The 22132-nt window shown below is 70.3% G+C and carries 19 protein-coding genes and 1 tRNA gene; 3 read left to right on the top strand and 17 right to left on the bottom strand.

Annotated elements, in window-relative coordinates:
- Positions 1 to 6: 6 nt before the first annotated feature.
- The 6 genes from ACIRQP_RS06230 to ACIRQP_RS06205 form a co-directional block, all read right to left on the bottom strand.
- Positions 7 to 129 (bottom strand): lasso RiPP family leader peptide-containing protein, encoded by a 123-nt coding sequence (locus tag ACIRQP_RS06230; RefSeq protein WP_403884208.1) that lies wholly within the window; start codon positions 127 to 129, stop codon positions 7 to 9.
- Positions 74 to 601, bottom strand: a complete 528-nt coding sequence (locus ACIRQP_RS06225) for a lasso peptide biosynthesis B2 protein (protein ID WP_403884205.1) — start codon at positions 599 to 601, stop codon at positions 74 to 76. The genes ACIRQP_RS06230 and ACIRQP_RS06225 overlap by 56 nt, the downstream gene beginning before the upstream one ends.
- A complete protein-coding gene (locus ACIRQP_RS06220; protein WP_403884202.1) occupies positions 598 to 855 on the bottom strand; it encodes a lasso peptide biosynthesis PqqD family chaperone in 258 nt (85 codons plus the stop codon). The genes ACIRQP_RS06225 and ACIRQP_RS06220 overlap by 4 nt, the downstream gene beginning before the upstream one ends.
- Positions 836 to 2686, bottom strand: a complete 1851-nt coding sequence (locus ACIRQP_RS06215; protein WP_403884199.1) for an asparagine synthase-related protein — start codon at positions 2684 to 2686, stop codon at positions 836 to 838. Before ACIRQP_RS06215 ends, ACIRQP_RS06220 begins: the two co-directional genes overlap by 20 nt.
- Positions 2687 to 2883: 197 nt before the next feature.
- Entirely contained in the window at positions 2884 to 3072 is a 189-nt protein-coding gene (locus ACIRQP_RS06210; RefSeq protein ID WP_403884196.1) for a hypothetical protein, read from the bottom strand.
- 172 nt (positions 3073 to 3244) lie between these two features.
- Positions 3245 to 3874: a TetR/AcrR family transcriptional regulator gene (locus tag ACIRQP_RS06205; protein WP_403884193.1), complete on the bottom strand. Its 630-nt coding sequence runs from the start codon at positions 3872 to 3874 to the stop codon at positions 3245 to 3247.
- A gap of 118 nt (positions 3875 to 3992) precedes the next feature.
- Here ACIRQP_RS06205 and ACIRQP_RS06200 point away from each other — a divergent pair, with 118 nt between their 5' ends.
- Positions 3993 to 4739 carry an SDR family NAD(P)-dependent oxidoreductase gene (locus tag ACIRQP_RS06200; protein WP_403884190.1) on the top strand — a complete coding sequence of 249 codons (747 nt, stop codon included), beginning with the start codon at positions 3993 to 3995 and terminating at the stop codon, positions 4737 to 4739.
- 20 nt (positions 4740 to 4759) lie between these two features.
- Here ACIRQP_RS06200 and ACIRQP_RS06195 read toward each other — a convergent pair whose 3' ends face one another.
- From ACIRQP_RS06195 to ACIRQP_RS06170, 6 genes are all read right to left on the bottom strand, one after another.
- Entirely contained in the window at positions 4760 to 4969 is a 210-nt protein-coding gene (locus ACIRQP_RS06195) for a ferredoxin (protein WP_403884187.1), read from the bottom strand.
- Positions 4970 to 4974: 5 nt separating this feature from the next.
- Complete coding sequence (locus tag ACIRQP_RS06190; RefSeq protein WP_403884184.1) at positions 4975 to 6225, bottom strand: cytochrome P450; 1251 nt, start codon at positions 6223 to 6225, stop codon at positions 4975 to 4977.
- 102 nt (positions 6226 to 6327) lie between these two features.
- Complete coding sequence (locus tag ACIRQP_RS06185; RefSeq protein ID WP_403884181.1) at positions 6328 to 6606, bottom strand: hypothetical protein; 279 nt, start codon at positions 6604 to 6606, stop codon at positions 6328 to 6330.
- Between the two features lie 965 nt (positions 6607 to 7571).
- Positions 7572 to 7643 (bottom strand) — tRNA-Arg (locus ACIRQP_RS06180).
- 103 nt (positions 7644 to 7746) lie between these two features.
- Complete coding sequence (locus ACIRQP_RS06175; protein WP_403884391.1) at positions 7747 to 8379, bottom strand: response regulator; 633 nt, start codon at positions 8377 to 8379, stop codon at positions 7747 to 7749.
- A 67-nt stretch (positions 8380 to 8446) separates the two neighbouring features.
- Positions 8447 to 9496, bottom strand: coding sequence for a Ku protein (locus ACIRQP_RS06170; RefSeq protein ID WP_403884178.1), 1050 nt, complete (start codon positions 9494 to 9496; stop codon positions 8447 to 8449).
- A gap of 50 nt (positions 9497 to 9546) precedes the next feature.
- Between ACIRQP_RS06170 and ligD the strand changes: the two genes are divergently transcribed.
- Positions 9547 to 10431 (top strand): non-homologous end-joining DNA ligase, encoded by an 885-nt coding sequence (gene ligD, locus ACIRQP_RS06165; RefSeq protein WP_403884176.1) that lies wholly within the window; start codon positions 9547 to 9549, stop codon positions 10429 to 10431.
- A 448-nt stretch (positions 10432 to 10879) separates the two neighbouring features.
- Entirely contained in the window at positions 10880 to 12667 is a 1788-nt protein-coding gene (locus tag ACIRQP_RS06160) for a BTAD domain-containing putative transcriptional regulator (protein ID WP_403884173.1), read from the top strand.
- 195 nt (positions 12668 to 12862) lie between these two features.
- Here ACIRQP_RS06160 and ACIRQP_RS06155 read toward each other — a convergent pair whose 3' ends face one another.
- From ACIRQP_RS06155 to ACIRQP_RS06135, 5 genes are all read right to left on the bottom strand, one after another.
- Positions 12863 to 13732: a 4'-phosphopantetheinyl transferase family protein gene (locus ACIRQP_RS06155; RefSeq protein ID WP_403884171.1), complete on the bottom strand. Its 870-nt coding sequence runs from the start codon at positions 13730 to 13732 to the stop codon at positions 12863 to 12865.
- 474 nt (positions 13733 to 14206) lie between these two features.
- Complete coding sequence (locus ACIRQP_RS06150; protein WP_403884168.1) at positions 14207 to 16774, bottom strand: FtsX-like permease family protein; 2568 nt, start codon at positions 16772 to 16774, stop codon at positions 14207 to 14209.
- On the bottom strand, positions 16774 to 17568 hold the full coding sequence (locus tag ACIRQP_RS06145) for an ABC transporter ATP-binding protein (RefSeq protein ID WP_403884165.1): 795 nt from the start codon (positions 17566 to 17568) through the stop codon (positions 16774 to 16776). Before ACIRQP_RS06145 ends, ACIRQP_RS06150 begins: the two co-directional genes overlap by 1 nt.
- Positions 17569 to 17955: 387 nt before the next feature.
- Complete coding sequence (locus tag ACIRQP_RS06140; protein ID WP_403884161.1) at positions 17956 to 20934, bottom strand: AfsR/SARP family transcriptional regulator; 2979 nt, start codon at positions 20932 to 20934, stop codon at positions 17956 to 17958.
- A 244-nt stretch (positions 20935 to 21178) separates the two neighbouring features.
- The gene (locus ACIRQP_RS06135) at positions 21179 to 22048 is read right to left on the bottom strand and encodes a nuclease-related domain-containing protein (RefSeq protein ID WP_403884158.1); all 870 of its coding nucleotides are present in this window, start codon (positions 22046 to 22048) and stop codon (positions 21179 to 21181) included.
- Positions 22049 to 22132: the final 84 nt, after the last annotated feature.

Genomic DNA, 22132 nt, shown 5'->3' with positions numbered 1-22132 from the left:
GGGCGATTACTGCCAGGTGTCGAAGAACCAGGTGATCTCGTCCCCGTTGCGGATACCGAAAATCCCGGTCTCCTCACCGAACGAACCGAGCTCCACCACGACGGGAGCCTCGTAGCTTTCCTTCTCCATAGTTGCCACCTCCTCTCCGCTGTCCGTATTCCTTTCCTGGCGAGGGAAGTTCGCCAGAAGCCTCGATGGTGATGAGCCGGGTGTAGTAACCGGCTTCCGTGGCCTCGTCGACCATGCGGCCCTCCGCCTCCACCCAGGCGTGCGCGGCGAAGGGAGGCGCTTTGAGTACGCCCACGCACCAGGTCGGCCAGACCGAGCGGGTACGGCACAGCAGGACCGTGGCGATCGACCGCACGAGACAGGCGCGGGCACCGCAGCAGCGCGGGCTGACCGTGAGGACGGTGTCGCGCGCGAGTCCGGCCTCAGCCACCGTCGCCGGCCGCGCTCCCCGTCGTACCCGTATGAGTACGGCCCTGATGTGCCGGGGCTGTCGACGGGCGAGAAGCCTGGCCGCACCGACCGCCGCGCGGGTGACCAGCCGTTGCCGAAGGGACACCGTCACCGCGTCAGCCGGCAGTACGGGGATGCTCATCGCTTCACCAGCCCGGCGGACCGCAGCGAGACCATCAGAGCGTCGATGTCCTTCCGCGCTCGCGCGTCGCCCACGTCGTATCGGTCGGTGAGCGCGGTGACCGCCTCGTCGACCGAGGCCCCCTGCGCGAGGGTGGAGAGCACGAGCCCCGCGGAGGAGCTGAGCTGCCAGTAACGGCCGGTGCGTTCGTCGAGTACGACCAGTCCGTATTCGGTCTCGGTCGTGGAGACATGGTCATGCAGCCGCAGGCCCATGAACCGACTCCTCCCTGTCATGGCGGCGATCCCCCGCCGGCTGATTCCTGGCGAACACCGCGCAATTGACGGTGGCGTCGAGGAACGCGTCCCGCGTCCCCATGTGCTGTGGCGACTCGCCGGTGGCGAGTGCGTCGAAGTCGATGACGCCGCGTGTGGTCAACGGCGACTGTTCGCAGAGTTCGAGAAGGGTGGGCCAGTGGCCCCGCAGTCCGCGCGCCGCTTGGACGCTTCCGCCCATCTTCGAGCCGCGCCGCAGGAATTCATCGGGGAGCAGTCCGCGCATCGCCGCCTTGATCAGCGGCTTGAATTCCATGGGAGAGTCGCGTTCCTCGTGGCGTACGGCGAAACACGCCTCCACCACGCGGTCGTCGAAGAACGGGGCCTCGAAGGGCATTTCGAACGTGGCCGCGTACTGCTGCGTGCCACGGACGATCCTGCTGCCGTCCCGCACCATGGCCAGCTCGGCGTGGAGCGCCCGGTCGGCCCCGAGCGGTTCGGCCGACGCGGCCAGCTCCCCCAGCCTGGCGGACAGCGCCGCGGCGGCGTTCCGGCTCAGCCAGCGCGGCAGCGCGACGGGCTGGTCCCACTCCATCCGCAGATCCGATTTCACCTCGCGGACGCGCCGGGCCTCCCGTACGGTCCGCCGTAGCCATGCGCCATAGCTCTCGGAGTCCAGCAGCTCGCGCAGTACGGGGATCAGCGGACGGTCATCGAGCATCCTGGTGGTTCTGACGCGCCGTAGGGCCACCAACGGACGGCGGCGGAACAGCGCGTGCTCCCATACCGGCAGACCGTGCAGCAGATGGTCTCCGCCCAGACCGTTGACGTAGGTCGTGGCACCCCGCGCCATCGCCGCCTCGATGCTGTACCGGATGCGGGGCGCGGTCAGATACGCCTGCGACGGCTCGTCCAGCCGCTCCACGACATCACCCATGCCCTCGAAGAACTGCGGCATGTCGTCGAGACGGCCCACGTCGTGCCGAACATTCGGCATGCTCGGCAGGGCGCGACGCGCCCAGATCAGATCCTCCAGGCCGCCCGGGTCGTCGTTGTACATCGTCGTGGCGACGATCTCGGCCGGTCCCCTCGCCGCGAGACGGCACAGCGGCGTCGAGTCCAGACCGCCGGACAGATCGCAGTGCACCGTCCCGCCGGCCTTGGTCCTGACGTCCACAGCGGCTTCGAGCGCCTCCCGCAACCGCTCGGCACCCTCCCGCCTGGACAGCTCGGGCGCGGGCCTTCGCCACCAGACGACCGTACGTACCCGCCGCCCGGCGTCCTCGACGAGCAGCGCCGACCCGGGCGGTACGGCCTCGACCTCCCGCCACATCGGCTCCTCGGCCAGCGGATGCGGCAGCACCCGCAAGAGCCTGATCGCCAACGCGGTGTCATCGAGGGCGAACCCGCCGAGCCCGGCCAGGACATCCGCCCGGTCGGACACCACGCGCACTCCGTCGATCATCGCGTGGAACACTCGCCGCAGACCGCTCGCGGCCCCCTGCACCCGCAGCCGCTCGCCATCGGCGGCCACCAGATGGAAGCTGCCGGCCAGGGAATGTCCGAGCTCCTCCAGCAGCCGGACACCCCCCGCCCGCCTCAGCCGCCCCCGCAGTTGCTCTTCCGTAGCGGAGGATCCCCCGACGACGGCGACCCGTACGGCCCCGCCCTCCACCACCACCCGTTGCCGCTCCGGCCCGCGAGCCAGCAGCAGCGGCCGGCCCGACGCATGACGGCAGATCAGCTGAGCGTCCGAACCAACCCGCCGGGCCACACGCTCGCCTCCCGCACAGTCCGGAAGTGCGACGAAGTACCAGCCATCACTGTTCACTTGCCCTCCTGCCCCGCACGTCGCCGTTTTGCCGATGACTTCATGCTGGACGGTGGCTGTGGCAGTGGAGTGGCACTCCCGTGGCAGATCAGTGCCACCCACCTGACCTGCAAAAACGCCCGCCGCCCGCGACCCGCGATCAGGCGGTTACGGGCAGGCGGGCGTGCGGGTTGGGGAAGCTGGTCGATCGGGCCGGGTCAGTGACCGAGGAGGTCGTCGATGACGTCGCCCAATCCTCCGAGGCCGCCATCATCGATGCCGCCCATGACAACATCCGCGGTGCTGTGGGCGGTGGGGGCGCTGTGGGCGGTGGCGGCCGAGGCGGTGACGGTCGCGACTCCGAGCAGTGCGACGGCTCCGAGGAGCGCGGCGGTGATGCGGCGCATAGGTGATCCCTTTCTCGATCGGTTCAAAGCGCCGTCAGCATGGCCTAGCCGTTTCGGCATCGAGCGGTCCGCCGCTCGAACGGCCACCGCCGAAACGTTCTCCCCTCACCCGAAAGGCGGCCCCGCCAGCGTGCCCCGCCGACCGCCGGAATTCACGCCCTCGCGCGAGTCCTCAGCGACCCGGCGCAGGCGAAGGCCACTGGGCGATCACGGCCTCCCATGCCGACATCGCCCGCTCCGCGAGCATCTCCAGGTCCTCGCGCGAGGCGCCGTCGCGTGCCTGTACGGACATGCCCTGGAGTACGGCGGTATAGAACGAGGCGACGCCGTGGGTGTCGGTGCCCGGGGCCAGGTCCCCGTCCCGCACGCCCTGTTCCAGCCGTACCGTCAGGTCTTCGATGCCGGCCTTGCGAATCTGGGCGAGATGGTCGCGGACCGGGGCGTTGGACTCGGAGCAGTTCGTGGCGGCCATTACGATCATGCAGCCGCCGGGTGTGTCCGCCCTGGTGTACGCGTAGGCGTTCGCGTGGAGCACGGCGTTCACGGCGGCGCGCGCGGTGGGCTCCTCGGTGAGCGCACGTGCCACGGGCCGGCCCGCGGTGGCTCCGTACAGCGCCACCGCCTCGCGGAACAGCTCCTCCTTGGAGCCGAACGCCGCGTACAGGCTGGGCGAGGCGATCCCCATGGCCGAGGTGAGGTCGGCCATGGACGTCGCCTCGTAGCCGGTGGCCCAGAACACCTTCATCGCCTGTTCCAGAGCCGTGTCCCGGTCGAACCCTCTGGGGCGTCCGCGCGTGGTCACCTTCCCCACCTCTCCTCTCCCTGACTTTTCTGTGTCGTTCGTTCAATATATGCCTTGACCCGCCGGGTGCGCCCTGCCATTCTTTCTGTGCCGATCAACACAGAAATCAGGGGATGGCATGGGCGAGTTGGTGGGGAAGGCTGCGCTGGTCACGGGCGGCAGCAGGGGCATCGGGGCGGCTGTCGCCCGACGGCTGGCCCGTGAAGGTGCGGATGTGGCGTTCACATACGTCAGCGCCGCCGGAGAGGCGAAGGCCGCCGATGTGGTGGCCGACATCAAGGGGATCGGCCGGCGCGCGCTGGCGATCCGGGCCGACGCGGCGGACGACGACACCGCCGCGGACGCGGTGCGGCGGACGGCCGGCGAATTCGGCCGGCTGGACATCCTCGTCAACAACGCGGGGATCTTTCCGAACGGACCGATCGAGGACGTCACTCCGGAGGAGCTCGACCGGACCCTGGCCATCCATGTCCGCTCGGTGTTCCTCGCCTCGCAGGCCGCCGCACGGATCCTGCCGCGGGGCGGACGCGTCATCAGCATCGGCAGCAACCTCGCCGACCACGCGCCCTTCCCGGGCATCGCGCTGTACGCCATGAGCAAGGCGGCGCTCAGCGGCTTCACCAGAGGACTGGCACGCGAACTCGGCCCGCGCGGCATCACCGCCAACGTCGTGCACCCCGGATCGACCGACACGGACATGAACCCGGCCGACAACCCACACGCCGACGCCCAACGGCAGTTGACCGCGCTGGGCCGCTTCCTCGATCCCGACGACATAGCGGCCACCGTCGCGTTCCTCGCCGGCCCCGGCGGCCAGAACATCACCGGCACGGCACTGACCGTGGACGCGGGCACCAACGCGTAACGACACCGCGTCGAGACCGCCTACGAGGCGGTGGAGGATTCCCGCTCCGTGAGGGTGATGACCGCGCCGGGACACACACCCGCGGCGACGCGGACTGCCGCGTGCCGCTCCTGCGGCGGCCGGGCGGTCAGCAGGAGAACCAGACCCTCGTCCTGGTCGAAGACCTGAGGGGCGGTCAGGGCGCACAACCCGGCACCGACGCAGTGTTCACGATCGACATGGACGTCCATGGTGGTCAGTCCTCGTCCCAGGCGACCGGAAGCCGGTGCACGCCGTAGACGTTCATATTGGTCCGCAGCGGAACCTCCTCGGCCGGCACGTCCAGCCGCAGCGTGGGGAACCGGGTGAGCAAGGCCGGCAGGGCCACCGTCATCTCGACGCGGGCCAGTTGCTGACCCAGGCACTGGTGGGCGCCGTGCCCGAAGCCCAGGTGCCCAGTGGCCTCGCGGTGCAGGTCGAGGACGTCCGGCTCGGGGAACCGCTCCGGGTCCCGGTTGGCGGCCTCGAACGAGATGGTGACGCTCTCGCCCGCCTTGATCACCTGGCCGTTCAGCTCGACATCCTCCAGCGCCGACTTCACGGTGGTGTGGGCGATGGTCAGATAGCGCATCAGCTCCTCGACGGCCCGGGCGGCGAGGTCCGGGTCCGAGCGCAGGGCCTCGGCCTGGGCCGGGTTGCTCAGCAGGGCGAACGTCCCGTGGGCGATCATGTTGGCGGTGGTGTCGAGTCCCGCGGCGAGCAGGAAGCCGCCCACGCCCACCAGTTCCTCGTCGGTGAGGTCGGAGTCCCTGGTGAGGTCGCCGAGCAGGTCGTCGGAGGATTCGGCGCGCTTGGCGGCGACCAGCGCCGCCATGTACTCCTGGAGCCCGGACATCGCGGCGTACCGTTCCTCCAGACTGACGTCCATGGTCATCAGCGTGTGGGCGTAGTTCTGGAAGAGCTCGCGGTCGGCGTAGGGCACACCGAGGAGCTCGCAGATCATCAGCGCGGGAATGGGCTGGGCGAACGCCGCGACCAGGTCCGTGCCGGGCCCCTGGCGCTCCACCGCGTCCAGGTGCTCCGTGGTGATCTGCTCGACCCGTTCGGCGAGTTGACGCATCCGGCGGACCGTGAACTTGCCCATGAGGAGCCGCCGGAGGCGGGTGTGCTCGGGAGCGTCCATGCCGGTCATGTCACCGACGGGGGCCGGCGGCAGCGGACCCTCGGGCGCACCGGGGAACGGGAACGGGAGATGGATCAGCTCGTACCGCGAGCTGAAGCGGGGGTCGGCCATGATCTCGCGGACCGTGGAGTAGCCGGTGGCCAGCCAGCCGACGTGCCCGTCGGGGTACGTCATCCTGCTGAGGGGGCTCGCCTCGCGCAGCGGCGCCAGGTCGGACGGGGGATCGAAGGGGCAGCCGGCGACGCGCTGCGTGGGAAGCCCGACGACCGCGGTGGCCTCCGCGGTCTCCGCGGCCCCGGGTCGGATCGACGGTTCCTGCTTCATGGTGCCCTCCGTGGAGAGTGACGTGCGGTGAATGGTGGCATCAGGTGAGACGAGGGGGATCTGTCATCCCGGTGTCGCGAAGTGGCTTGCGGACAGCGGCGCTTACGGCACGGCGGTGCGGCCGAAGGCCGACCGCGCCCAGACGTGGCCGCCCAAGGTGAGGCCGACGCACCAGGCGAGCGCGATGTACCCGCTGTTGCGGATGCCGGTGCGCATCAGCAGACCGCGCAGGGTCTCGATGACGGGAGTGAAGGGCTGGTACTCGGCGAACCATCGCAGCCCGGTCGGCATCGAGTCCGTCAAAACGATGGCGCTACCGAGGAAGGGCAGGAAGGTCAGCGGCATGGGCTGGTTGCCGGCCGACTCGGGTGTCCTGACCACGAGCCAATGCCGGCCGCCGGCCAGGTCGGCGCCAGGGTGAGCAGGATCAGGAGGCCGACCGAGGCCATCCACTCGACGGGGGTGTGAATGACACCAAGGGTGCCACGGATGGCACCATCCGCCCGGCAAGGGCGCGGGGGTCGTCCCCGCCTGCGCCCGCCGCGACCGCGAATTCATGGCGGAGCTGGGTGACATAGGGAGTGAGGTCCATAACGCCATGATGGCATCACGATGGCGCCATGGCAAGTACGGGTGACGCCAGATGGCGCCAATCGCCGGGGCGCTCCCGCTGAATGTCGGCACGCCGGTATACCTGAATGCCTGAATGCCCGGATGCAGCACGAACGGAATCCCGCACGCACGGCACCCGCCGGTTCAGCGACGCCCTGCGTCCCGGACGCCCCTGCGTTCCGGACGCCCCTGCGTCCCGGACGCCCCTGCGTCCCGGACGCCCCTGCGTCCCGGACGCCCCTGCGTCCCGGACGCCCCTGCGTCCCGGACGCCTCGGAACCGCCGCTCAGCGGTCAGCTCCCCTCCATGGGTACCGCGTCACCACGGACCGGTGCGGGGAGAGCCCGACCAACTCCGTGTTGCCGGAGGCCGTCACCTCGGTTGACATGTGTTCGTCCGCCCACAGGCACGACACTTCGCACTTCAACAGCGAGGCTTTCGCATACTGGAAACGGCGATACGGCTTGCGCTCGGGTCCGCTGATCCAGCGTTCGACCACCCTGGAAGCGACCCCAGGCCGTTCAGCGGCCTCGTCGAGGGTCGGGCCCCGACGATGGAGATCGGCACTCTCGTGTGATCGACAATGGCCGATCCTGAATTCATCTCAGTGCGTGGGCCGAAGTGGATGCCGCGCATCGCGAATTACGAAGAGCGGGACCCAGTGACACTGGGTCCCGCTCTCACGCCAGGCATCTACGCTGATCAACCGCATCATCGTGCTGGTTGAGGCGAAGTGCCCCCGGCAGGATTCGAACCTGCGCACACGGCTCCGGAGGCCGTTGCTCTATCCCCTGAGCTACGGGGGCGCGTCGCCGTGGTGCTTGGCGACGAGGGAAACCCTACCAGCTTCGGCGGGGTGGCCGTGAACAGGTATTTCCAGGTCGGGCGGGGCAGGGTGGGAGACAGGGGTCAGGCGCGGAGGTAGGTGAGGACCGCCAGGACGCGGCGGTGGGTGTCGTCCGCCGGGGGGAGGTTCAGTTTGGCGAGGATGTTGCCGATGTGTTTGCCCACGGCCGCCTCGGAGACGGTGAGTTGGCGGGCTATCGCCGCGTTGGACTTGCCCTCGGCGACCACGGCCAGGACTTCGCGTTCGCGGGAGGTCAGGCGTTCCAGGGGGTCTCTGCGGCGGCGTAGCAGGTGGCGGACCACTTCCGGGTCCACGACCGTGCCGCCGGAGGCCACGGACTGGAGGGCGGCCTCGAAGTCCTCCACGTGGCCGACGCGGTCCTTGAGGAGGTAGCCGACACCGGAGCCGTCGCCGGAGTCGAGGAGCTCGGCGGCGTAGGCGCGCTGGACGTACTGGCTGAGGACGAGCACCGGGAGGGAGGGCTGCCGCTCGCGGAGGCGGACGGCCGCGTGGAGGCCCTCGTCCTGGAAGCCCGGGGGCATCCGTACGTCGGTGACCACGATGTCCGGGGTGTGTTCCGCCACCGCCGTCAGCAGGGCGGGCGCGTCGCCCACCGCCGCGACGACCTTGTGGCCGAAGCGGTCCAGCAGGGCGGTCAGGCCTTCTCGGAGCAGCACACTGTCCTCGGCCAGCACGATGCGCAGCGTTCGGTCCACACGCGCAGTGTGCCATCCGGGGTGAGGGCTCCGCCGGGGACGCCGCTCAGGCCGAGGCGCGCTTCCGGGCGCCGGAGGCCGTCTTCGAGGTTGTCTTCGCGGCTGTCTTCTTCGCCGACTTGCTCGCCGTCTTCGATGTCTTCGCCGTCTTCGACGCCGTCCTCGCGGTTGCCTTCGACGCCGGCTTGGACGTGGCGGTCTTCTTCGCCGCCGTCGACTTCTTCGCCGGCGCCCTCTTCGCCGGCGCCCTCTTCGCCGTCTCCTTCGCCGCCTTCTTCTCCGGGAGCCGCGTCACCTCCGCGACCTCGTCGCCCTCCGCCCGGCCCTCCTTCGCCGCGCGCACGCTGTTCTCCAGCGCCGCCATCAGGTCGAGGACCTTCCCTCCCTCGCCCGCCGCCGGCTCCCGTTCCGGTGCCGGCGCGCCTTCCGCCTTGGCGGCGATCATCTCCTCGACCGCGTCCCGGTAGTCGTCGTGCAGCGAGTCGAGGTCGACCGAGCCGAGCGTGTCCATCAGGGCATCGGCCAGGTCGAGTTCGGCCTCCCGTACGGTGACGTCCGTCTCCGGCGCGACGCTCTCCGGGGCACGGATCTCGTCCGGCCAGAGCAGGCCGTGCATCGCGATCACGTCGTCGACCACCCGTAGCATCCCGAGCCGCTCCCGCCCCCGCAGGGCGAACTTGGCGACGGCCACCTTCTGGCTGCGCTTCAGCGCCTCGCGCAGCAGGGTGTACGGCTTGGCCGCGGGCACGCCGGCGGCGGAGAGGTAGTACGCCGTGTCCATCTGGAGCGGGTCGATCGAATCCGCCGGGACGAACGCGACGATCTCGATCGTCTTCGCCGTCGGCAGCGGCAGCGCGGCCAGATCGTCGTCGGTGATCGGGATCATGGACCCGTCCGCGTCCTCGTACGCCTTGCCGATCTCCGGCGTCGACACCTCCTCGCCGTCCAGTTCACAGACCTTCCGGTAGCGGATACGGCCGCCGTCCGCCCTGTGGATCTGCCGGAAGGAGATCGAGTGATTCTCGGTGGCGTTGACCAGTTTGATCGGGATGCTGACCAGACCGAAGGAGATCGCGCCGTTCCATATTGATCGCACGTTCCATCCCTTTCATCTGAGATTCGCGAGATATATGGGATTCTCATCGTATGACGCCGATCACAGAGGTGGAGGGGCGACGCCTGGCGCTCAGCAACCTGGACAAGGTCCTGTACACCGCCACCGGCACCACCAAGGGCGAGGTCCTGCACCACTACGCCCGTACGGCGGCCCCCCTGCTGGCCCATCTCGCCGACCGCCCCGTGTCCTTCCTCCGCTACCCGGACGGGCCCGACGGGCCGCTCTTCTTCACCAAGAACCCGCCGCCCGGTACGCCCGACTGGGTACGGATCGCCGATGTGCCCCGAAGAACGGCCGACACCGGCAGACAGGTGGTGGTGGAGGACCTGGCGTCGCTGATGTGGGCGGCGAACCTGGTCGTGGAGTTCCATACGCATCAGTGGCGCGCCGACGCGCCCGAGCGCGCCGACAGGCTCGTCCTCGATCTGGACCCCGGGGCGCCCGCCACCGCCGTGGAGTGCTGCGCGGTGGCGCTCTGGCTGCGCGAGCGGCTGGGTACGGACGGGCTGGAGGCGTACGTGAAGACCTCGGGGTCGAAGGGGCTGCACCTCCTCGTACCGCTGGAGCGCGCCCCGTCCGCGGAGGTCTCGGCGTACGCGAAGGGGCTGGCCGTCGAGGCCGAGGCGGCGATGCCGGAGCTGGTGGTGCACCGGATGCGGCGCTCGCTGCGGCCCGGAAAGGTCTTCGTCGACCACAGCCAGAACGCCGCCGCGAAGACCACCGCGGCGCCCTACACGCTGCGCGCCAGAGCGGAACCGACCGTCTCCACTCCCCTGACCTGGGAGGAGGTCGCCGACTGTACGGAAGCCGGGCAGCTGGTCTTCCGGCTGGGGGACATCGAGGGGCGGCTGGAGCGGTACGGGGACCTCCTCGGCCCGCTCACCGACCCCGACAGCGCCGCGCCGCTGCCCTGAACCCGGTCAGAGCAGCGGATTGTCCTGGCCCTCATAACCGGCGGACCACAGTCGCGGGGGTGGCGTGAGAGGCCCTGAGCAGATCGTCCAGGGAAACATCCAGCGCCGCCGCAAGTGCCCCGACCTGGAAAAACCCGGCTGGATCACCGCTTCGGTCTCCGGCCGCAGCAGCGTACGCGGGTGAAGTCCCGCTTCCTTCGCGAGACGCTCCCGCGTCCACCCGCGGGATTCCCGCGCGTCGCGCACTCGCCGGGCCAGAGCCCGCGCGCGGGCCCGCTCCGAGGATGTGCTGCGGATCGACCAGCCATGGCCCCACGACCGTACGGCCCGTGCGCATGGCCGGTATCGGTGGCCGGTTCCCGCGCGATAACCCTCGGATAAAGCCGAGGCATAGCTTCTGAGTCCATGCAGGACGCTCACACCAGATCACACCAGAAGGGAGTGGCGCATGGATTTCAGGATTCTCGGGCCGGTGGAGGCCCGGCGTGGTGGGGAAAGGGTCGCGTTGTCCGGTTCGAAGGTGCACACGGTCCTCGCGGCGTTGCTGCTGGCCCGTGGGCGAGTGGTCTCCGACGCGAGACTGGGAGCCCTGTTGTGGGGATGGGACCCGCCTGTCACCGCCGGCGCGCAGATCTATACGTACATCTCACGGCTACGGAAGCACCTCGGGGACGAGATCGAGATCATCCGGCGCCAGCCCGGATACGTGCTGCGGGCCCCAGCGGCCCGGATCGACGTCGTCGAGTTCGAGCGGCTGGACCGGCTGGGCCGCGAGGCGCTGCAGGACGGCCGCCACGCCGAGGCACAGGCGCTGCTCACCGAGGCGCTCGGGTGCTGGCGCGGTTCCGCGCTGTCGAACGTCACGGAATTCCTGCTGGACGCCGAGCTGCCACAGCTGGAAGAGGCCCGGATGTTCGCGCTGGAGAACCGGATCGAGGCGGACCTCGCCCTCGGCAGGCATGAGCAGGTGACCGCCGAACTCACGGGCCTGGTCGCGGAGTTCCCCGTACGGGAGCGGCTGCGGGCCCAGCTGATGACGGCGTTGTACCGGTGCGGGCGACAGGCCGACGCACTGCACACCTACTACGAGGGGCGCAAGGTTCTCGTCGACCAGCTCGGGGTCAATCCGGGTGACGCGCTGGGAGCCACCTACCAGGCCGTACTGGGAGGGGAGTTGGGCTTCTCGGTGCCCAGTTCGCCGGCCCTGCCGGACGCGCCGGCGATGCTCCCGGCCGACGAGGGCGAGCTGGTGGGGCGGGACGGTGAACTCGCCGCTCTCCGTTCCCGTCTCGGGCCGCCGGACGGCAGGCCGCGGCGGCTCCTGGTGACCGGTATGGCGGGGATGGGCAAGACGGCCCTCGCGGTGCGGGCGGCGGCCGACTGCGCGGAGCACTTCCCGGACGGGCAGCTCTTCGCCGAACTGTGCCGCCCCGACGGCGCCGCGAAGGACGCCGGCGAGGTGCTGATACGGCTGCTGCGGGCGCTGGGGGAACCCGGGCTCGACGGCGCGGGACCCGCCCCGGACCGCGACGAGCTGGTGCGGCTCTACCGGGCGCGTACGGCGGGCAAACGGCTGCTGGTGGTGCTGGACGACGCGGCGGGTGACCTTCAGGTGGCCCCGCTGATGCCGGCCGGCACACAGTGCGCCGTGCTGATCACCAGCCGGTCCAGGATGGCGAGGGTGACGGGCGCCGACACGGTGGCACTGGCTTCGCTGGACGACGACGAGGCGCTGGCCGTACTCGCGGCGGCGGCGGGCCGGGACCGGCTGCTGGCCGATCCCGACGCCGCCGACGACCTGGTGGCGTACTGCGGCGGACTGCCGCTGGCCTTGGCCGTGATGGGCGCCAGGCTGGTGGCGCGGCCGCACTGGCCGGTCCGCCGGTTCGCGGAGCGGATGGCGGATCCCAGGACCCGGCTCGCGGAGCTGTCCTTCGGCGATCTGGACGTGCGCAGGGCCCTGCTTCCCTCGGCGCGCCGCACGACACCCCAGGGACGGGAGACCCTGGCGGCGCTGGCCGGCTGGGGAACCGAACCGTTCTCGGCGCGGGAGGCGGGCACCCGGCTCTCGTTGCCGGAGGAAACGGCGGAGCGGCTGCTGGAGTCGCTGGTGGACGGCGCCCTGCTCGATCTGTCGGGTCTGGATCCGCAGGGGCTGCCGCTGTACCGGTACCACGAACTGGTGCTGCTGTACGCCGCTTCGATGGGAACGCACGACGCCACCGCGGTCGGGTGAGCGTGGTGCCACCGGATACGGTCGTCGCGTTGGACGGCCTCGGTGAGGTCGGCGCAGTAGGCGGCGAGGTCCGTGTCGCCGAGTCCGGCGGGGACGGGCCCGACGTGTTCGGCGGAGGGCGGCTGGGACGTGAACGCCTGGGTGGGGGGCGGTTCCTGGTCTCTACGGTCTCTACGGTCTCTACGGTCGATGCGGTCATGTCCGTCGGTTTCCTTCCGGGTCCGATGCGGTGGGTGTCTCGCTGTGTGGTGCGGAATGGATGTGGACGGGACCCTGGGCCCGGTCACCCTGGGGGCGGGCAACCGCTGCCGCGACCTTGTCGTGGAGTCGCAGGTCCTGCACGGCCCAAGCGGTGGTGCGGCCCGCGTACGTGTGCAGGACGCTGACCGGGCCCTGATGGGCGGGCCAGGTTTCGAGCCGATTGAGCACGGTGCCCACCAGGCCGATCCCGGCCGCCTTCACCACGGCCTCCTTGCGGGTCCAGACGCGGTGGAAGCCCGCGTCCCTGACCGGTCCTGCGGGCAGTGTCAGCAGGTGGGAACTCTCGTTCTCGGTCAGTACGGAGCCGGAGAGTGATGCCTCGCGCATCGGGATTACCTTCTCGACGTCGACGCCGATCGTGGTGCCGGCACCGACCGCGAAGACACCGCGGTCGGCGGTACGGGACATGCTGATCGCCAGCCGCGCGGCCCTCGGCGGGGACACGATCCGCGGCGGGCCGTGCCCGAAGTCGCCGCAGCCCGGACAGCGGTACCTCCCCAGTTCGACGGACTGGGGGGCGATACCCAGCAGTCCGGCCAGTGCTCGCCGCGCCTCCGCCCTGTGGTGCGTGAAGGCCGCCGCGTCACGCTCGGCCGGCAGGCTGAGCACACGGCGGAACTCCTCGGTGCCGAGCAGGGCGAGGTCGGCCGGGATCAGCCGGGCCGGCGGCTGCCACCACCAGACGTGCGCCTCACCGTCGGCCCCTGGCACCCCTGGCACCCCGGGCACCCCGGGCACCCCGGCCGCGGTCCGGGGAGGCTGCTGGATCTGTTCGCCCTCCTGTGTTCCGTATGTGGACGCCATTTCCCATTTACCTCACAGTCCCTCTTGAATTTTCTCGGCCTCTTACGCTTTATCTCCGCGTGCGGCACGGACAGAAATGCCACCCGGCGATCGTGCGCCGCGGGGCTACAGGGCCTCTATACGGGTTGGCTCATGAATTCACCCCTAGGGGCGCCCTAGCAGTTCCTCGGAGACTGGGGCGGTAAATTCCGATCGACGCGAGGTATGCCCACATGTCCGAGACCCGTACGCCTCCCGGGACCCCGAAAAAGGATCCTCGGGACCGGCTTCCTTTCGTGCGGGAAGAGTTCGGCCGCGGATCCTGCCGGGATCTGATCCCCCCCCCGGGGATGAGGTCCGCCGGGGCCTGGATGTGCGTCTCGGTGCCGGGCAGCGGGCCGGGGGTTGCCCGGAGGCCGCGCGGGCCCGCAGGGCCGGTACACGCCGCAGGGGCGTACGGGAGTGTCCCGTACGCCCCTGCAGGCCTCCGTGTGGCTACTGGTTGGCGCTGATCACGTCCGCGGGCCGGCTGCCCAGGGCGAAGCGGCCCGCGATCGTGGTGGCCAGGGCCGCGAGGACCGCGGCGAGGGCGACCACCCCGATGTACGTCAGCGGTTCGAAGGAGGGCTGGGCGGCACCGGTCATTCCGACGCTGAAAGCGGTCAAAACGGCGATCGCGATACCGGTGCCGAGGACGGCGGCGACCAGGATCACCAGCGCTGACTCGATGCGCAGCATCATCATCACCTGCCGGCGGGTCGTGCCGACGAGCCGCAGGAGCGCGAACTCACGGGTCCTGTCGGAGACGGACATGGCCAGAGTGTTGACCACCGCGATCGCGGTGAACGCGATGATCAGGCCCATGGCCAGGTAGTTGACCTCGGCGTTGGACTGCTGCGCGTCGGCCGCGAGACCGTCGACCTGCGTGCGGTCGAGCACCGCGATCCCGGGGAAGCCCTTGACCGCGGCGGTCAGTTGTTCCCGGCCCGTCTCTCCGCCACCGGCCGTCCTGACCAGGACCGAGGAGGCGAGAGGGTTGTCAACGTGCTGGGCGACCAGGGTGTGCGACATGGTCAGGTCACCGAATCCCAGGCCGCGTTCGTAGACGGCGACGACCTTCAGGGTGGCGACGGTGCCGTCGCCGAGGGTCAGTTTGAGGCTGTCGCCCGGCTTCTTGCCGAGGTTGTCGGCCGATACGTCGCTGAGCGCGACACTCTCGTCGTCGAAGCCCTGGATCGAGCCCCGGGAGACGTCCGGGTCCCAGTTGCCGGTCAGTCCTTGCGGGGTGAGGCCCTGCGCCGGGTACTTGTCCAGGCCGACGCGGACAGTGGTGCGTACCACCTCGGTCACATCGGTGACCCCGGGGACCTGGCGCAGTGCCGCGGTTGCCCCGGCCGGGACACCCGGGCCGCTGGAACCGACCACCCAGGTCGCCTTGTTGCCCGCCTTGGCCTGGGCCTGGGCGGCGTCCCCCATGGTCGTCTGGACGAACAGGACCGTGGAGGCCATGCCGATGAGCAGCGTCAGCGGGGTGACCGCGGAGGCCATCCGCTTGGCGTTGGCACGGGCGTTGGCCGTGGCGAGGTGGCCGGCGACCCGCGAGAAGCGCAGCGGGATGCCGGCGAGGGCGACCGCGATCCGCGAGATGACGGGGCCGAGGACGGACACGGCGACGGACAGCGCGATGACGCACAGGAAGGTGACGGGCTGCGAGGCCGGTTCGGTCCGCAGGAAGCTGAGGACGACGACGAGGACGATGCCGCCCGCCAGGACCAGGGCGCCGGTGAGGAGCCTGCCCCAGGTGAAGTGCCGCTTCTCCATGGCCGCTTCGGAGAGCGCTTCGGCAGGACGGATCCGCGCGGTACGGCGCGCGCTGATGCGGGCGGCGGACCAGGCGCCCAGCAGCGCGGCACCGATCGACGCGAAGAACGGGACGACGCTGTACGTGACCTCCAGGGTTTCGGGGATGGCTTTGAAGTCGACGAACTTGCCGTGCAGCCAGTACGCGATGGGCAGTCCCACGGCCGAGCCGAGCACGCCCGCGAGCACTCCGATGATCAGCGCTTCGCGGCCGATGAGCCGGCGGACCTGCTTGGGCGTCGCGGCGATGGCGCGCAGCAGGGCGATTTCACGGGTGCGCTGCTGGATGGAGAGGGCGAAGGTGCCGACGACGACGAGGATCGCGACGAGCAGGGACGTGCCGCCCATGGCGCCGCCCATGGAGACCAACTTGACCCGCGCGGCGCCCGCGTCGAGGAATTCGACCGGGCCGCGGTCGCCGCCGGTGGCGACCTTGTATCTGATGCCCTTGTCGTTGGCGAGGGCCTTGTTGACCTGTGCGGCCAGTTCACCGGCGGAGACACCCGGTTTGGGCAGTACGCCGATCACGGCGGCCCGGGTGCCGCGGCCGGAGAGCTGCTGGGCCTCCGGGTCGGAGAAGAACAGGGAGGTCTGCTGGCTCAGGTCGCCGTTCTCGGCGGCGGCGATACCGCTGACCTTGTACGGGGTGGGGGCTCCTGTCGACTGGACGACGAGCTTGTTGCCGGGCTTGAGGCCGATACGGCCGGCGAGTTCTTGGTCGACGACGACCTCGCCCGCGCCGGGTGCCTTGCCACTGCTGAGGGCGAAGGGAGTCAGGGCGGCCGAGGACCAGCCGTGCCCGAAGGACTTCTTGCCGTCGATGCCGGGGACGATCCGGCCGCCGCCGTCGACCGCGTAGGCGGGGAAGGTGACTTCGGGGACGCTCTTGGCGGCGCCGGGCAGCGAGGACAGTGTGTCGTCCGTCCCCGCGGGCAGCCAGACCCGCTCGGCGAGGGGCTTGGCCTTGTGCTTCGTCTTGGTCTTGCCCTTCTTGTGCTTGTTGGTGGTCTGGTGGACGTTCTGGTCGGCGCCGACGATCACCGGGGTGGCCGCGTAGCGCTCGGTCCTGATGGGGCCGCGCAGACCGGTCTCCAGCAGGATGCCGCAGGCGGTGACCAGCGCGGCGGCGCAGGACAGGGCGAGGAAGGCGCCGATGAAGCTGCCTTTCCTGGCTCTCAGGGTCTGGAAGGCGTACCGCAGCATCAGGCCCACGCTCCCAGGTGTGTCATACGCTCGGCGACGCCTTCGGCGGTCGGGGTGTTCATCTGGCCGGCGAGCTTTCCGTCGGCCAGGAACAGGACGGTGTCGGCGTACGCGGCGGCGACCGGGTCATGGGTGACCATGACGACGGTCTGGCCCGTCTCGTCCACGCAGGACCGCAGCAGCGAGAGGATCTCCTTGGCGGTCACGGTGTCCAGGGCGCCGGTCGGCTCGTCGCCGAAGATGACGTCGGGGCGGGTGATCAGGGCGCGGGCGATGGCGACGCGCTGCTGCTGGCCGCCGGACAGTTCGGCGGGACGGTGACGGGCCCGGCCTTCGAGGCCCACGCGGTGGAGGATCTCCTGCAGCCAGGCCTTGTCGAGGCTCTCGCCGGCCAGGCGTAGCGGCAGCTCCACGTTCTGGAGCACGGAGAGAGAGGGAATGAGGTTGAACGCCTGGAAGACGAAGCCGACCCGCTGCCTGCGCAGTTTGGTCAGTTTGGTCTCGGTCATGTCGTTCAGCTTGGTGTCGCCGATGTAGGACGACCCGGTGGTCGGCTTGTCGAGGCCGGCGGCGCAGTGCAGGAAGGTGGACTTGCCGGAGCCCGAGGGGCCCATCACCGCGGTGAACGAGCCTCGTTCGATGCTCACCGCGACCCCGTCGAGGGCACGGACACCGCGGCCGTTCTTGCCGTACACCTTGGTCACGTCGTCCAGGCGCAGGGCGTACCCCCGGGCTTCAGTGGGGTAGCCGCTGCTGCTCTTCCGCGAGCGACGGCCGCTCCTTTCGATGATCATGCGCGACCAGTCCTCTCCATAGTGCGCTTCCAGGGGAAACGCATCGGGAGCAGCCTGACCCCTCGATCTATATACGATCTATCGCAAGGGATGACTGACGCGTACGCAACTTCTCTTCTTTCAACGGTGGATGAGAACGGCGGGCGAAACCTGTGGCCGAGGTGCCCGGCTCAGGTATGTACACCTCGCTGATCGCGGTGTTCCGCCGAGGTGTCATCTGTCCCTCCTCTCCGCTTCCTTGTCCAGCCAGTGGGTCAGTGCTCCCGCCGCGAGCACGGCCGACGCCGCCGTGCGCACCGCGTTGATGATGGAACTCTCCAGACACGTCGGCGGACAGCCCTTGGGTACCGGCCCTATGGGCGCGATACCACGCTCCGCACCGTGGGATCAGCCGGACGTCCCGAACTCCTCGATCACCCGCGCCACTTCCTTCTGCCATGGCGTGGCACCACTGCGCTTGAACAGCTCGCCCGCCCGCAGAACGTCCACCCGCGCCTCCTCCCAGCGCCCCTGCTCGCCCAGCAGCACCCCGAGCCCCAACCGGATCCGGCCCTCGATCAGCGGACTCTCGATGGCCTGCGCGAGCGCGCGGCCCTCGACGAACGCCCGCTCCGCCTGCTCCACCGCCCCCAGCGCGGCCCGCGCCTGTCCCAGCCCGAACAGGGCGTGCGCCAGGCCGTGATCGTCCGCCTTCGCCCGCGACAGGCACTCGACCCGCAGATGCGCCGCTTCCGCCTCGGCGAAACGTTTGAGCGCGAACTGCGCCGAGCCCACCCGGTACAGCGACTGCGCCAGGTTGCGGGACCCTCCTGAACCCAGCGGCTCCGCCACCCGCACCGCCTCCAGGGCATGCCCCAGCGCCGCCCCGGGATCGCCGCGGTCCAGCTCCAGCTGTGCCAGGCTCTGCAACGCCGACGCCTCCGAAGAACGATCCCCCGCCGCACGGAAAACGGGCAGCGCCTCCGTCAGACACTCCGCGCCCCGCTCCACCTCCCCCGTGATGCGGTACGCCACGGCCAGATTCCGCAGGACCAGGGCCCGTCCCAGCTCCTCCCCCACCGAACCGAACAGCTCCCGCGCCTCGAGCGAACGCGCCACCGCGTCGTCCATGCTGTGATGGCTCAGCGCGATAGCGCCCAGATGCTGCAGCATCGCCGCCTGGCCCCGTACATCACCCGCCGCGCGCGCCGCGTCGAGCGCCTGCCCCGCGCACACCCGCCAGTTGTCGATATAGCCGCGCGTCTCGAACAGCACCGCCGAAGACACCGTCAGGTCCCAGGCCAGCCCGGCCATCTCCATCCGTGCCGACTGCTCGATCATCCCCACCAGAGACAGCCGCTCGGCCTCGAACCACTCCAGCGGCTCGACCAGCAGCTCCGCCAGAAGCTCGCCGTCCACAGGGCGCCGCGCCACCTCACTGTGCACGATGCTGAAATGCCCCCCGTGCTCCCGCCGGTGCGCCTCCTCCGCGATGGCCAGGCCGGTCGCGAACACCCGCCGCAGCGCCTCCCGCCGGTCTCCCGCCGGATCCTCCTGACTGGCTCGCTCCGCCGCGTAGAGGCGCAGCAGATTCTGCAGCCTGTACCGCAGCCGCCCCGTCGCGTCCATCCCCACGACCTCAAGGAACTGCGCGTCGACCAGATCCTCCAGCAGCAGCTCCGCGTCCAGCACCTCCACGTCCAGCAGCGCCGCCGCCACCCACGACGTGAAGTCCGGCACGTCGACCAGTCCCAGGCACCGGTACAACCTGGCCGTCAGCTCCGTCAGATACCGGTAACTCAACTCGAAACCGGCCCGGACCTGCGACTCCCCCTGGCTCAACTCGTCGAGTCTGCGCCGCTCGTCACTGAGTCGTCCCACCATGTGACGTACGCTCCAGTGCGGTTTCGAAGCCAGCCGCGCCGCCGAGATCCGCACCGCGAGCGGCAGCCTGTCGCACAACTCGACAAGCCGCTCCACATCGGTCCGTGCCCCGATCCGCTCCAGTCCCGCGATCCGGCCCACCAGCTCGACCGCCTCGTGGCGCGGCAGCACCCCCAGATGAACCCGCGCCTCCTGCGGCCATGTCACCAGCTGCTCCAGCTGGTCCCGGCTCGTGATCAGCGCACAACTCGCCCCGCTCCCTGGCAGAAGCGGCCGCAGCTGTCCGAACATCCGCACGTTGTCCAGGACGATCAGGACGCGCCGCTCCGCCAGCAGACTCCGGTACAGCGCCACACGCTCCTCCAGCGTGTCAGGCACCCGCGGACCACGTATCCCCAGCGACCGCAGGAAACGGCTCAGCACGTCGCTCACAGAGACCGGTTCGTGCTCACCGTCGTATCCCCGCAGATCCGCGAACAGCCGCCCATCGGGAAACGCCTCCGCCACCCGGTGCGCCCAGTGCACCACCAGTCCTGACTTCCCGACCCCCGCGACCCCGGTGACCAGTCCCACCGCGGGCCGGTGCCGGCCGGACGCCACCTCCCGGACCAGACCGTCCAGGGCCGTCAGCTCGGCCTCCCGGCCGGTGAACCCCGGTACGTCCGGCGGCAGTTCGGACGGGACGACCACCACCTCGGGTACGTTCGCGACCGCCACAGGACCGGCCCGGCCACCCTCCACCGTCAGCGACGGATCGTCCCGGAGGACCAGGTCGTGCAACTCCTGGAGATCCGGCCCCGGCTCCAGACCCAGCTCCGCCACGAACACCTCGCGCGCCTCGCGGTAGGACTCCATCGCCTCCGCGCGCCGCCCCGAGCGGTACTGCGCCAGTATCAGGTGATGCCGGGTCCGCTCCCGCAGCGGATGCTCACGCACCACACCCCCCAGCTCCGGCACCAACTCGTAGTGCCGCCCGAGCGCCAGCCGCACAGCCGTCGCGTCGTCGTACGCGTTCAGCCGGTGCTCCTGGAGGCGGGCCGCCTCCTCCTCGACCGCCGGACCCGACACACCGGCCAGCGCCGACCCCCGCCACAGGTCGAGCGCGCGTCGGTAGCACTGGGCGGCGTCGTCGAGCCGCCCCTCTGCCACCGCGGCCTCCGCCCGCGCCACCAGATCCGCGAAATCCACCGAATCGACGTAATGGCCTTCGGTGTTGAGCAGATACCCTGGGTGAGCCGTCACGATCATGTCGTCGGCGGCGCCCTCCGCCCTGAAGGTCTTCCGCAACGCGGCCACCACGATGGCGATCTGTGTCCGCGCGGTGGCCGGCGGCGACCCGTTCCACACCTCGTCGATCAGCGTGTCGACCGGAACGGTCCGTCCCGGACTCAGCAACAACAGCGACAGCACCGTCCGCTGCCGCGCCCCGCCCACCACAACGTTGTGATCACCCGACATCACAATCAGCGGCCCCAGGACCTTGAAGCACAGCCGATCTCCCATCACCGAGCACCCACCACCGGCCCCCGCCCTCGCTGAATTCCCCGATTACCCTACCCGCACCGACCAATCACACCACGTGCTCACATAAGCCCCACCCCGCCCCCACGACGGAGCGGCCCCACGAACCGGCAGCCGGCACAGCGGACGGGCCCCGGACGTTCGGGCCGAAAGTAATCCGCGTCGGGCAATGCGCTGGGGCGTGCGTGCCGGGCGCCGCCGGGCAGGCGGGACTTTGAAGAAGGCCCTAGACGCGCAGCCAGCTGTGGCGGTCGCGCGCCGTCGCGTACAGGGACTCGATGTCCGCCGGTTTCAGTACGCCCCCGAGCGACGCCAGCACCGCGATCTCGGTGTCGCGCAGGATTCGTACGCCCGTCGGCATCGGCGGGGCGTCCAGCCGTGCGGGCTCGACCACGGCCAGTACGGGGCGCACATCGGCCGCCAGGGCGCGCGAGGCGCGTTCCGCGGCGCGGCGGGCCCAGCGGAGATGGGGCGCGGGCGCGGCACGCCCCACGCGGACCATCGGGTCGTCGACACGGACCCGGCGCTTTCGGGCCGGCAGCGTCCGTACGGCCAGGACTCCGGCCGGGCCGATCGCCAGATGGTCGATACGGGCGGCGCCGGGAAGCGGTATCGAGTGCAGCACCCGCCAGCCCGCGCCCTCCAGCCCGTCGAGCCGGTCACCGACCGTCTCCTGAGCGAGCAGTTCCGCCTGCCGGGGATCCTGGCGCCATCGGCGCGACAGGAGCGACGAGGGAGATGTGGAAGACGTGGAAGGTGCGGGAGACGCGGAAGACCGGGCGGAGGCGGCGGCCCCCAGCGCGTCCAGTTCCGCGTGGAGCGCCTCGCCCGGACGGTTGGGGGCCAGGTCGTCGTCGGGGTGGAGCGAGAGCCGGTCGAGATCTGCCGGGGTCGGCACTCGCGGCGGCCCTACGGTTACCTCACCGGTGAGATACGGCGCCAGGACGGACAGCACCTCGTCGCGCCCCGCCCCGGAAAGCAGACTCACCCGGCCGGTGTCCTTGTCGTACCAGGCGACGGTCGTACCGTCCCGCAGACTGACGTACAGCCGGCCCCGGCCCTGCCCGTGCGTCGGCGTGACGCGTAATCGGCTCATGCCCCATCACCCCCAGGACCATGGGAACAGCACCCGGGCCACGGGGGCAATAGCCCTCGCCGCCCGCCCACCGACCATTCCTTC

This window comes from Streptomyces sp. NPDC102274, assembly GCF_044766385.1.
Classification (GTDB): domain Bacteria; phylum Actinomycetota; class Actinomycetes; order Streptomycetales; family Streptomycetaceae; genus Streptomyces.
Note: the sequence above shows the minus strand (reverse complement) of the source record. Positions and strands in the feature narration are given on the sequence as shown.

Bases quoted from the DNA above. Each gene is read 5' to 3' on its own strand.
- ACIRQP_RS06210 (WP_403884196.1), bottom strand. From the start codon at position 3,072: ATGCGCCGCATCACCGCCGCGCTCCTCGGAGCCGTCGCACTGCTCGGA.
- ligD (WP_403884176.1), top strand. From the start codon at position 9,547: ATGACGCCGATCACAGAGGTGGAGGGGCGACGCCTGGCGCTCAGCAAC.
- ACIRQP_RS06160 (WP_403884173.1), top strand. From the start codon at position 10,880: ATGGATTTCAGGATTCTCGGGCCGGTGGAGGCCCGGCGTGGTGGGGAA.
- ACIRQP_RS06135 (WP_403884158.1), bottom strand. From the start codon at position 22,048: ATGAGCCGATTACGCGTCACGCCGACGCACGGGCAGGGCCGGGGCCGG.
- ACIRQP_RS06220 (WP_403884202.1), bottom strand. From the start codon at position 855: ATGGGCCTGCGGCTGCATGACCATGTCTCCACGACCGAGACCGAATAC.
- ACIRQP_RS06145 (WP_403884165.1), bottom strand. From the start codon at position 17,568: ATGATCATCGAAAGGAGCGGCCGTCGCTCGCGGAAGAGCAGCAGCGGC.
- ACIRQP_RS06190 (WP_403884184.1), bottom strand. From the start codon at position 6,225: ATGAAGCAGGAACCGTCGATCCGACCCGGGGCCGCGGAGACCGCGGAG.
- ACIRQP_RS06195 (WP_403884187.1), bottom strand. From the start codon at position 4,969: ATGGACGTCCATGTCGATCGTGAACACTGCGTCGGTGCCGGGTTGTGC.
- ACIRQP_RS06200 (WP_403884190.1), top strand. From the start codon at position 3,993: ATGGGCGAGTTGGTGGGGAAGGCTGCGCTGGTCACGGGCGGCAGCAGG.
- ACIRQP_RS06225 (WP_403884205.1), bottom strand. From the start codon at position 601: ATGAGCATCCCCGTACTGCCGGCTGACGCGGTGACGGTGTCCCTTCGG.
- ACIRQP_RS06155 (WP_403884171.1), bottom strand. From the start codon at position 13,732: ATGGCGTCCACATACGGAACACAGGAGGGCGAACAGATCCAGCAGCCT.
- ACIRQP_RS06150 (WP_403884168.1), bottom strand. From the start codon at position 16,774: ATGCTGCGGTACGCCTTCCAGACCCTGAGAGCCAGGAAAGGCAGCTTC.
- ACIRQP_RS06230 (WP_403884208.1), bottom strand. From the start codon at position 129: ATGGAGAAGGAAAGCTACGAGGCTCCCGTCGTGGTGGAGCTCGGTTCG.
- ACIRQP_RS06140 (WP_403884161.1), bottom strand. From the start codon at position 20,934: ATGGGAGATCGGCTGTGCTTCAAGGTCCTGGGGCCGCTGATTGTGATG.